Source organism: Gardnerella sp. DNF00109 (genome assembly GCF_049262845.1).
GTDB lineage: Bacteria > Actinomycetota > Actinomycetes > Actinomycetales > Bifidobacteriaceae > Bifidobacterium > Bifidobacterium vaginale.
Map to the genome: position 1 here is coordinate 709116 of NZ_CP058406.1, position 11892 is coordinate 721007.

Genomic DNA, 11892 nt, shown 5'->3' on the forward strand with positions numbered 1-11892 from the left:
CTTTTATTAATTATTTTGTGTATTGAATTATGGGGTATAAGACTTTAACTGGCAAAATCTTACACCCCATAAGCAATGATTATTCAAATCGATTATTCAAATAACTTAATTAATTACAGTTTAATACCATACGCCTTCTTTGCATTATTCATAAAGAAATCTTCGTCGTCGCCGAAAAGCTCAACCATTAAGTCAAGATGCTGCTTAAGTGAAGAATTCAACTTAACAACTGGCCAATTGGAGCTAAAGAGTAGGCGATCAGGGCTAAAGGTGTCTTTTACAAACTTAACAATATCTGGATTTACTGGATTATCTCCCGAAATCTTAATATAGCTGTGTGGAAGCTTTGCAAACGCACGCAAAGCATTGCAAGAATCGTCGTCTAATCCTGGAACATTGCCCAAATGGTTTAGAACAACAGTAACTTCTGGAACTTGCTCAAAAGCTTTAGCCATATCTCCAAGTTCTTCGCCACGATTGCAAAGCTCGAAAGGCATGCCCTTCTTTGCCATTGCCTTAAGACCACCAATAAACGAAGGCTCTAGGCAACGTCCGCGTGGCTCGCTTGGAATATGAAGAGGCTCGCGAATACCGGTTGCGTGAATTGGAACGCGCATAAACGGATCCAACGTGACTCTAAGCATTTTAGCTAGAATTTTAGGATTAGGATTTTCGCCAATAAGCCTATCTTCTAGCTCGTGGTCTGCAGCATCAACCTCAACGTATACGCCGCCGAGGAAGTCAACTCCTAAATCTGCATACTCTTTTTCTAGCTGCTCTAGAGTAAAAGTGTGGTTTAACTTGTCTAAGCCATCAAGCCAAGGCAAGACTTGCTTTGTTGGATCCCAAATATGAAAATGTGAATCCAAAATACGAAGTTGAGACATAATAAATTTTCCTTTCTAAAGACTTTCAAATAAAAACTTTGTAAAGACTTTGTAGTTATTCGCGAATTATTTAGCTTCTACAAGACCAATCTTTGAGCCCCAAAGAGCGTACCAAGCAACATACAAGAATCCTGGAACTGTGAGCAATACGGCGGCTTCGATTCCAGCAAAATCTTGTACCAAACCGAAAACTAACGGAATGATTGCAGCGCCAACAATGCTCATAACGAGTGCAGAAGAACCAGTCTTTGCTGCTGCTCCATGAATTCCCTTAAGAGTAAGAGAGAAGATTGTTGGGAAGCCAATGGAGATAAACAAGTACGCTACAATGTAGGCGATTACAGAAATCTGACCAAGTCCAAGGAATGCAACAAACATAAGCACTGCGCTTAAAGTCATGTACAATCCAAGAATCTTGCCACCATCAAACTTTGCCATCAAAGGAGTTGTAACAAAGCGGCCGATTGTAAACATTAAGGAAACGATTGCAAGCATAGAAGCAGCAACACCAGTGGTGATTCCAGTACCCCAATGCTTTAGAGCAAAGTCGGAGAACATTGCCATTCCAGCAACTTGAAGTCCAATAAAGATGAATTCTGCAATAATTCCAAGAGTAAAGTATGGCTTGCTCATAAGATGAATGAAGGAAGAATCACCCTTGCTTTCCTGGTCTGCCTCAACGTCTCCTGGAGGAGTAGGGAGTTTAAAGCAGAAGAAGATTGCAATAATCGCAATAAGAACAATGCCAATAACAATGTAAATCAAGCGAGTATCGCCAAGGAACTTTAGCTTAGCAACGTCGAAGCCTGGCTCGTTCTTAGCAACAGTTTTGCCTAAAATTTGACCAAGAATAAGAGGTCCAACAATGTTTCCAACTCCGTTGAAGCTCTGTGCCATGTTGATTCTAAAGGATTCGCCCTTCTCATCGCCAAGCTTAGTAATGTAAGGGTTGCAATTCGTTTCCAAAGTTGCTGCGCCCAACGCTATAACAAACATTGCAACTAGGAACATTGCGTAGCTTGCGGTAGCTGTTGCAGGGATTACCGCAAATGCGCCAAGAGCAAAGAGTGCGAGGCCACTAATAACGCCGCCCTTGTATCCAAAACGCTTTGCGATTAAGCCTGCAGGAATTGCCATAACGAAGTATGCGCCAAAATATGCTACCTGCAGCAATGCTTTTTGAGTATTATTCAGTTCAAGATAATTGCCAAATGGTGAATTCAGTGCATTGACCAAATTCATGGTCAAGCCCCATACAAAGAACAAAGATGTTACCAATACGATGGCAATCATAGCTTTTGAGCCATTTTTACTATTCTTAACGACGGCATTGTCGTTTTCTTTTGTAGTCATCGTCACTCCTGTGTGAGAATAATTCTAAAAGTTTAAGATTTTAAGTTCTTAAATGATTTTGTGCAATGGTGCGCAAACACACATTCGCATTGCGCACCATTTACTAGCTAAACTGCATTAATCTTAAATTTGCATTTGTGATTTAAGACAAAGCTCGATCAAGATGCACGTAGCCTCCATCAACGAATACCCACTGACCAGTGGTGTGCGAAGAGCGATCCGAAAGCAGGAATGCAGCTTCGTTTCCAATCTCTTCCGTAGTAGTCATGCGGTTTTCCAGAGGAATCTTGTCTGTAATAACCTTCAAGCGAGCTTGCTGAGCAGCTTCGTCACCAAATGTCTTAATCCAATCTGCATACAGTGGAGTCCAGCATTCCGAAACAACAATCGCGTTTACGCGCACGCAATCATGGACAAGAGCTGCAGCCCATTCGCGAGTCAAGCCTAAGATTCCGCCCTTTGCAGCAGCATAAGCGCTAGTCTTGCCCTGGCCAGTTAGAGCAGTCTTAGAAGAAATATTCACAACAGCTCCGTGGCTTTCCTTCAAGTACTTTACAGCAGCATGAACAGTTTCGTAGTAGTGAGTGAGGTTTCCGTGAATCGACTTCTCGAAGTCGCGCCAAGAAGTGGATTCCAAATCCTTGTTGTCGTTAACGCCAGCGTTATTTACAATGCCGTCAATATGACCATACTTCTTATAGGTTTCTTCAATAATTGGTGCAATCTCGTCCGTGTCGTTCAAGTCGAGAAGATAAACATCGTAGTTCTTTGTGTATTGCTCAATATCTTTGCGGAATGTTTCTTCTGCAGCGTCCGCTCGGTTAATAACTACTGGAATTGCGCCTTCTCGAGCAAGTTGAAGCGTAATGCCTTTACCAATTCCCTTGAATCCACCTGTTACAATGAAAACCTTGCCTTCCAAATGCAAATCCATAATGAACTCCTTTGTTAAATGATGTGGTTTGCTTTTAGTTAATTTTTAAATTATAAAATTTTATGATTTATTTTTTACAAGTGGCTAATCGTTAATCACTATGCGACTAGCCACTTGTTTTTTTTTACTATTTTTAGCCGCGATAAAGGTACTTTTCGGCTGTTTCCAGCGTCATCTCAGTGCCATTACCTGGTGCAGTTGGTGCAACGTAATTGCCATTCTTGATTTGTGTTGGATGTACAAAGTGCTCGTGCTGATTGTCTACGTATTCAATCATGCGACCTTCCTTTGTTCCAGAAACTGCAACATAATCAAACATTGCAAAGTGGCATACGGCTTCGCACAATCCAACTCCGCCTGCGTGTGGGCAAACTGGCTTGTTAAACTTACGAGCAAGCAAGTATTCGAGAACAACTTCTTGTGGACCTGCAACTCGAGTTGCGTCGATTTGCATGATTCCAAATGCGTTTGCTTGCAAGTATTGCTTGAACATGATTCTGCTTTGCATTTGCTCGCCAGTTGCAACTGGTATTGGGTTGATTGCGCGAGCGATTGTTGCGTGTCCAATAACGTCGTCTGGGCTTGTTGGCTCTTCTACCCAAGCCAAGTCAAAGTCGTGGAAGCGATTAATCCAAGTAATTGCTGTTGGAACATCCCACACTTGGTTTGCATCTACTGCAAGATGAACATCTGGACCGATTGCTTCGCGCGCGAGTGCGAGTCTTCGCAAATCGTCGTCTACATTTTGACCAACCTTAAGCTTAATTTGCTTAAAGCCTTTAACTTGCGATTCTTCCTTAGCGATTGCAACCATCTTCTCGTCACTGTAACCGAGCCAGCCTGCAGCAGTGGAGTAGCCTGGGTAGCCGTTTACAAGCAAGTCAGCAATTCGATCTTCCTTGCCTTTTTGACCATCTTGCAAGAACTCGATTGCTTCTTCTGGCCTTAATGCATCGGTCATGTAGCGGAAGTCAAGGGTAGAAACTAATTCCTTTGGATCCATCTCGGCAAGTAAACGCCACAATGGCTTCCCAGCTCGCTTTGCTTTAATATCCCACAATGCGCTTAAAATCGCGCCAATTGCCATGTGTTCTACGCCTTTTTCAGGACCTAGCCAGCGAAGTTGTGAGTCGTGAACAAAAAGATCCCATGCAAGTCGCATGTTGTCTAGCAATTCTTCCACGTTCCTGCCAATAAGCACTTGAGACATGGAGTCGATTGCTGCGCAAACAACATCGTTTCCGCGACCAATCGTAAATACAAATCCAACGCCTTTAATGCCATCGTCTAGACTTGTTTTGATTTCTACGTATGCTGATGAATAATCTGGATCTTTGTTCATTGCGTCGGACCCAGAAAGCGTTTGCGACGTAGGGAATCTAAAATCATAGGTTTTTACTGATGTGATTGTACTCATAACGATTCATGCTCCTTTGCTTTAACATCGTTGTGACCTACTCCTATATTCTATAACTAAATAATAGAAAAATGTTCTAATCGTTAGGAAATTTTCGTAAATAATTTTTTGCGAATTTTTCCTAATCTCACGTTTTGTGATAAATGTCATATTTTGGATTTTAAGAATATTGAAAAATTGAGCTTTTATCTTTTATAACTGTTAAAAAATGATCACTTTTAGCATCGAGGTTATCTTTTAAATTCTGATTATTCGGCGTGTCGTAAGAAAATTTCTCGACTTTGTGTAGTCTGTAGCGAAATAACATATGATACTATTTCTATTAGGCCTGATAAGTCAAGCAATAATGCGATTTTTCTATTTTTTGAATTTTCGCATTGCTGCGGATTAATGCAAAATTAAGCAAGAAATTTTCTCTGCATTTGTTTGTGGTTTAAGAAAAATTTTGCGGCTTATAAGCATATGAGCATAGGAATTAGGAGAGTGCATATGCCAACTCGTAGTCACGCAACTAGCATTGCTGAAAATGAATCTTCAAAACCTCGCATAACGGAGTTGGCTAAAAAGGCGGGGGTATCGCCTTCTACAATTTCAAAGGTTATTAACGGTAGAACTGGCGTTTCAGATGAGACTCGCAAAAAAGTAGAAGAAGTTCTTTTAAAAAGTGGGCGCGAGTATTCGCTTGTAAGCACTAAGGTATCTCCGACAATTGAATTATTAGTAGATTATGTGGCAAATAATGGCACGATTGAGATGATTACTTACGCATCTCGTTGGGCGCAAAGAGAAGGATTAGCTCTTACAGTCGCTCAAACCGATAATGGTAAGAAACGTGATGAGTGTTTGCGTGGAATTGTAGATAGAAATCCTCTTGGTGTTATATCTCAAATGTCTGATCTTACGCAGAAAGATAAGGAATTTTTGCGTATGCGAAATATTCCGTTGATTATAATTGATCCCGTGTCTCTTTCTAATGGGGAAGATCACACGATTTCAATCGATAATTGGACAGGAGCTTATGAGCTTACAAAACATCTGATTAATCTGGGGCATAAGAGAATAGGCGTTATAACTGGTCCTCTTAATGTTCAATCTGGTGTAGCCCGATTTGCTGGCTATAACGCTGCAATGGAGCAGTCTGGCTTGACGATTGATAAAGATTTGGTTAAAGAGGGGGATTATCTTCCTGAACGCGGCTATGAAATGGCTTGTAAGATTTTGGATTTGCCTGAAGAAAAGCGTCCTACTGCTATTTTTGCTTGCAACGATATTACAGCTGTAAATGTGTATCGTGCTGCTCGCGAACGCGGTATTAAGTTAGGATCTGAGCTTTCTGTAGCTGGGTTTGATGATGTGTATCCTGCACAGTATTTGATGCCATCTTTAACAACTGTTAATCAGCCTTTTGACTCAATAGCAAAGAATGCCATTAGAATGATTCTTGAGATTAGGGAAGGTAAGGAGATTGAGAATCAACTGGTTCTTCCTGCACATGTTGTTATTCGAGACAGCACTCAGACTGTTGTCGATTGATAGAAGAGTTATTAGATATAGAATTTGACTTATGATTTATGGCTTATGACATAAATCAAATAAATGTGGACGCAGCCTAAATCAAGAGCTTAAATCAAGATAAGTTGCGTCCACAAATATTGCGTATTTATTTATTATTTTATTATTTTAGAAGACTATATCAAGCTTGTGTAAATCTTGCGAATGTCTTCCAAAGTGGCCTTGCGTGGGTTTCCTGGAGTGCAAACATCTGCCAAAGCGTCGTGGCTTAAGCCTTCAATATCTGCCTGTGTAGCTCCAACTTCGCTAATCTTAGTAGGATTTCCAAGCTTAACCGTTAAGTCGTGAACAGCCTTTACAGCAGCATTGCGTACTGTTTCGAGGTCATCGGTGTATGCGTTTGGAACGTCGAATGCAGCAGCAATATCGCGATACTTTTCGCCACTGTAATCCTTGTTATATTCCATAACAGGAGCGAGCAAAATTCCGTTTGCAACGCCATGAGCAACGCCAAGGCGACCGCCGAGTGGGTGAGCCATGCCGTGAACCAAGCCCAAACCAACGTTGGAGTATGCCATGCCAGTTATATAGCTTGCGTAAGCCATTTGTTCGCCTGCTGGAACATCTCCATCTGCGCTCTTTGCAAGGTTTTGTGCAATCATGCGGATTGTTTGCAAAGACAAGCAATCCGAAAGGCTCCATGCGCCTGGAGTAATGAAACCTTCGATTGCGTGGGTGAGTGCGTCCAAACCAGTTGCAACCTTAAGCGAACGTGGCATGGAATCGGTGAGGTCTGGGTCTACGAATGCAACGATTGGAATATCGTGAGGATCTACTGCAACGAACTTGCGAAGCTTTGCTGTATCGGTAACAACATAGTTGATTGTTGTTTCGGATGCGGTTCCTGCTGTTGTTGGTACGCCAAAGATTGGCACAGAAGGATTCTTTGTATCTGCAACGCCTTCTAGAGAAAGAACATCGCCAAACTCTGGGTTGGCTACAATAATTCCAATGCCCTTGCAGGTATCTTGTGGAGAGCCGCCGCCGAGACCAATAAGGAAGTCTGCGCCAGATGTCTTAAACTTTTCTACACCGTCTTGAATGCATTCAACAGGTGGATTTGGCTTTACATTGTCGAATACTTCGTATGGAAGACCAGCGGATTCTAGAACGTCTGTAACTCTTTTAACGGTTCCCGTCTTTACAAGAACTGGATCTGTTACTACAAATGCTTTTTTAAAGCCGTGTGCTTTAGCAACGTTTGGAATCTCTTTGATTGCTCCGCGGCCGAAGTAAGCAGTCTGGTTGAAAATCATTCTATAGACCATGCGAAAATCTCCTTTGAGTTTCATATTGGCATACGCCAAATTTTTGGTAGTCGACTAATATTTTACAATATTGCATGACATTTGGCGAGTGTGTTAAATAAGTGTTTTGTTACTAAAATTAACAAATAAACAATTAAAATGAACATAAACTAACTAATTTTATGCATTTTTATTTATTTTAGATATAAATAAGCACATTTATAAAAATTCGAGCACATGATTTGCAATGAATATGTTGAAAGAAAAATATTAATCACGTTAAGAAAAATTCTTTAATTGATTGGTGTTTTAGTTATCTAATTGATTTATTTTGAATTAAATAATCTATTTGGAATGCAAATTTAGATCTGTAATATTACGCCTGTGAATTTAAGCCTCTCATACTGGCTCTCATACTAAAGTATGACGATTTTATATAAGAGCATTTTTATATCAAAATTTAATATCAAAATTCCTATTATTTCAATGAGAATATCAGCCTTACGCACTATAGAGAATGCGTTTTTAATCCCGTAAATTGTAATTGTAAGGTAATTCCAATACTTGTAAGGAACTGCAAAAGTAAGCGAGGTGCAAAATGAGTGTTGAAAATAGTCAAGATACGCGTTTTACGCAAATGAATTATTCCGCTCAAGAAGGTTTGATTGGCGAGACTGCGGTTGCAGCTTTGCATGTTGTTAAAGATTTTGGCAAGGGTGCAGGCATTGTTCACGCTTTGCGAGATGTAAGCGTTAGTTTCGAGCGCGGCAAGTTTACTGCGATTATGGGTCCTTCGGGTTCTGGAAAGTCAACTTTAATGCATTCTTTGGCTGGTCTTGACAGCGTTAATTCTGGAAAAGTTTTGGTTGACGGCCTAGATATTACAGGCATGAGTGATAAGCAGCTTACGCTTATGCGCCGCGAGATGGTTGGTTTTATTTTCCAAAGTTTTAATCTTCTTCCAATGTTTAGCGCTGAGCAAAATATTCTTATGCCTCTTACTTTGGCAGGCAAAAAGCCAGATAAGCAATGGTTTAATACTTTGGTTAATACTCTTGGCTTGCAAGATCGTTTAAAGCATAGGCCTGCTGAGCTTTCTGGTGGTCAGCGTCAACGCGTTGCAATTGCTCGAGCTTTAATCTCTAAGCCTTCCGTAGTTTTTGCAGACGAGCCTACTGGCAATCTCGACTCTGCTTCCAGCTTGGAAGTTTTGCATTTCTTGAAGAAGTCTGTAACGGAGCTTGGTCAAACTGTGATTATGGTTACTCACGACGCTGTTGCAGCGTCTTACGCGGATCGGGCAATCGTGTTTGCAGATGGTCAAATCGTTGAAGACGTGCAAAATCCTACTGCAGAAGGAATGAGCAAGATGCTTATGGAGCGTAGCGAGGCTGGCGTTAATAATCAGCCTGCTCAATTGCAATAAAAGGTGGTGAACTTAGAATGTGGAAAATCGCACTAAAACTTATGCGTAAAAGCGTGCGCATGCTAATCGCCTCTGGAATTGCAATTCTTATAGGCAGCATGTTTATGAGCGCTACTTTGCTTTTTGCAAACAGCGTTGATGACTTGATGGTTCGAAACGCAACAAATGAATTCGGTAGCGCAAATTATGCAATCTCATTTAGAAATCCTAACAGTTCTCCGAGTAGTGAAATTCATTATAAAGATCTTCATTTAGACGAAATATCGAAGATGCCTGGTGTTAACGGTATTCGTAGTGACGATGCTACTGCGCTTGTAAGAGTAGAAAAAGGTGATAAATCAGTTACGAGTATTGCTTGGTCTAATGGTTTGTATGGAAATCTTCCTGTGTATAAATCAACAGAAGGTAGAGATCCGCAAGAAATAGGCGAAATCACGCTTATTAAAAGTATTGCTAAATCAATACATGCAAATATTGGCGATACTATAACTTTGGTTAAAGTAGATGACACTGGCGGAGATAAAGAAAAATCGTACGATGTTCGTGTGGTTGGTCTTGTTGACGATGGAGAACATTCTCAAATACCATTTTCAAATCGCGGCACGTATCTTGGTGGCATAACGAACGATTTTTGTGCAAAACTCGAAAATATTGAGAATTTTGACAATCAAGTTGTGCAAAGCAAAGTGTACATGAGTATTGATGAATCTAAAATAAACGATTTATCTCCTAAGATTAACGCTTTGCTTCCTTCGAGATTCTCTCTTATGTCTAGGCACGAAGTTGGTGTGAGATCTGTTCGAAATGTGTCTAACGGCACTAATTTTGTGACTATGTTTTTGCTATCTTTTGGTATTCTAGCGTTGCTTATTTCTTCGCTTGTTATAGCAAACACATTCCAAGTGCTGGTTGCTCAACGCAGACGAACTCTTGCGCTTTTGCGCGTAATTGGCGCACAATCTCACCAGCTTTATGCTGCAGTTTTGCTTGAAGCTGCAATACTTGGAGTTATTTCCGCGGCTGTTGGTGTGCTTTGCGCAATCGGATTTATGGGCGCAATTAGTAACGTGAATATTAATTCTGGACCGTTATCTAAGATTCCTTTGATTGTTTCACTTCCGGCAATTGTGTGGCCAATAGCAATTGGCACGATTGTAACAGTTCTTGCGTCTATGAGTGCTGCGCGATCTGCTACAAAAGTAACGCCTATGGAAGCGCTACGACCAATGGATTTGATTAAAGATAAGCGTGCAAGCATTATTCGCGCTGTTTTTGGCGTTCTGTTTATTGTTGTAGGTATTTTAGCTACTGCTTTAAGTGCTACTTCTTTAGCGAGTATGATTGCTGGGAAGTCACCTAATGCTGGTTCTGACTCTTGGATGACTTTGCTTGGAGCAATGTTTGGTTGTGCGCTTGTTTTCATCGGAATTATTATTACAGCAACATTCTGGATGCCGTTCGCTATGAAGGCAACTGGCGCAATCATGGCACTTTGTGGGCCTGCTTCTAAAGTTGCCAACGCAAACGTGCAACGAAACCCTAGAAGAGTTGCAGCAACTGGAACGGCTTTGCTTATTGGCGTAACGCTTGTTTCTACAGTAGTAACGGGCGCAATATGTGGTAAAGCAACTCTTAAAGGTGTTGTTGATGACCGTTACAGTGTTGACATTATTATTCAAGGCAAGAATGTTGATGAATCTCTAGCTGCCGATATTTCAAAGATTAGTGGAATAAAGCATACTGAGTTGCTTCCTGCAGTTCCTATGACTTTTAAGAACGCTAAGGGCAAAACTGAGTATGCTATGGCAGCTGGAGTTGATAATGTAAATCAACTTAAAAATGTAATGCACACTGACCTTGATGGCGTTAATATAAACAAAGATTCTATACTTTTGCCTAAGTTTAATGAAGAAGGTGGAGAACCTTTTGAGCTTAAAAAAGGAAACCTTGATCTGCAAGCTTACGTAGAAAAGTACAGTTCTGGTGAAACAGACAGTGATAATATTACGCCATTTACTGGCACGAATACAGACTCTAGTAATAACGATAAGAGCATTACTGTAAAGCAAGTTCAGTTTAAGAAGTATAGAAATGTTAATATATATTCAAGGAATACTGCTTTTGTTAGCAAATCTTACTTCAATAACTACCTTAAGCCTACAACGCATATTCTGCTCATTTCGGTAGATTCTAGCAAAGCTAATCTTGTAGATATTGTTAAAAATATTAGAAATATTACATCTAGCTATGCGGAGGTTATGGCTGCTGGAAGCGTGTTTGAGCGAGCGCAGTGGGAGAGTGCTATCGACGTAATGATGATGTTGCTTGTTGGCTTAATAGCAGTAGCTGTTGTGATTGCTTTAATAGGCGTTGCAAACACATTAAGCTTGTCTGTTATTGAGAGAACCAAAGAATCTGCAACTTTGCGCGCAATAGGCATGACAAGAGGCCAGGTTAGAAGATCTCTTGCGTTGGAAGCAACGTTGATTTCCTTAACAAGCACCGTTTCTGGCTTGATTGTTGGAACAGTGTTTGGGTGGATTGGATCCTACATGGTGTTTAGCGTAATTGGCAAAGTTCCGTTTGTAGTTGATTGGGCTATTTACGCGGTTCTTGCTCTAATCGCTTTGCTTGCAGCGCTTCTTTCTAGCGTTCTTCCGGCTCGTAGAGCAGTGAAGTCTTCGCCAGTAGTTGCGCTCGCAGAAGAATAAACTATATGTTGTTATAACATATATTAAGTTAATTATAAAAACAGAAATAATGCTGGTGTAGTTGTGCATCAGCATTATTTTTTTCTACATAACGTGCGACACGCAGAAAAAATAATGTGATGTACATCAAAAAAATAAATAAATTTTATGCATAAAATACAATTGTTTAGATATTATTAATATGGATTTATATTTTTATCGGGAAAATCGAAAAAATTAAGTATTAAATATTTGTTATAACAAGTTAATCGAAAAATTTTTCGATTATTTGACGTTGGAATCTTATTTATTTCTCTGTTATGCTCTTTGGTTGACTGCTGACATAAGCATAAATTAAATATGAGG

At 40.3% G+C, this 11892-nt stretch carries 8 protein-coding genes; 3 read left to right on the plus strand and 5 right to left on the minus strand.

Going from position 1 to position 11892, the window contains the following annotated elements; all coding sequences use genetic code 11:
• Window positions 1–113: 113 nt before the first annotated feature.
• The 4 genes from HXT20_RS02700 to HXT20_RS02715 form a co-directional block, all read right to left on the minus strand.
• Window positions 114–887, minus strand: a complete 774-nt coding sequence (locus HXT20_RS02700; protein ID WP_004111888.1) for an amidohydrolase family protein — start codon at window positions 885–887, stop codon at window positions 114–116.
• Window positions 888–953: 66 nt separating this feature from the next.
• Window positions 954–2240 carry an MFS transporter gene (locus tag HXT20_RS02705; protein ID WP_004111886.1) on the minus strand — a complete coding sequence of 429 codons (1287 nt, stop codon included), beginning with the start codon at window positions 2238–2240 and terminating at the stop codon, window positions 954–956.
• Window positions 2241–2382: 142 nt separating this feature from the next.
• Window positions 2383–3174 carry an SDR family oxidoreductase gene (locus HXT20_RS02710; RefSeq protein ID WP_004111884.1) on the minus strand — a complete coding sequence of 264 codons (792 nt, stop codon included), beginning with the start codon at window positions 3172–3174 and terminating at the stop codon, window positions 2383–2385.
• A 133-nt stretch (window positions 3175–3307) separates the two neighbouring features.
• A complete protein-coding gene (locus tag HXT20_RS02715; protein ID WP_174142820.1) occupies window positions 3308–4591 on the minus strand; it encodes an enolase C-terminal domain-like protein in 1284 nt (427 codons plus the stop codon).
• Window positions 4592–5080: 489 nt separating this feature from the next.
• On the opposite strand from HXT20_RS02715, the gene HXT20_RS02720 reads away from it, so the two are divergent.
• Window positions 5081–6124, plus strand: coding sequence for a LacI family DNA-binding transcriptional regulator (locus HXT20_RS02720; RefSeq protein ID WP_004138220.1), 1044 nt, complete (start codon window positions 5081–5083; stop codon window positions 6122–6124).
• A 155-nt stretch (window positions 6125–6279) separates the two neighbouring features.
• Here HXT20_RS02720 and fucO read toward each other — a convergent pair whose 3' ends face one another.
• Complete coding sequence (gene fucO / locus HXT20_RS02725; protein ID WP_248902377.1) at window positions 6280–7431, minus strand: lactaldehyde reductase; 1152 nt, start codon at window positions 7429–7431, stop codon at window positions 6280–6282.
• 577 nt (window positions 7432–8008) lie between these two features.
• Here fucO and HXT20_RS02730 point away from each other — a divergent pair.
• Entirely contained in the window at window positions 8009–8836 is an 828-nt protein-coding gene (locus HXT20_RS02730) for an ABC transporter ATP-binding protein (RefSeq protein ID WP_004111879.1), read from the plus strand.
• A 17-nt stretch (window positions 8837–8853) separates the two neighbouring features.
• Entirely contained in the window at window positions 8854–11547 is a 2694-nt protein-coding gene (locus tag HXT20_RS02735; protein WP_009994141.1) for an ABC transporter permease, read from the plus strand.
• The last annotated feature ends 345 nt before the right edge of the window (window positions 11548–11892 follow it).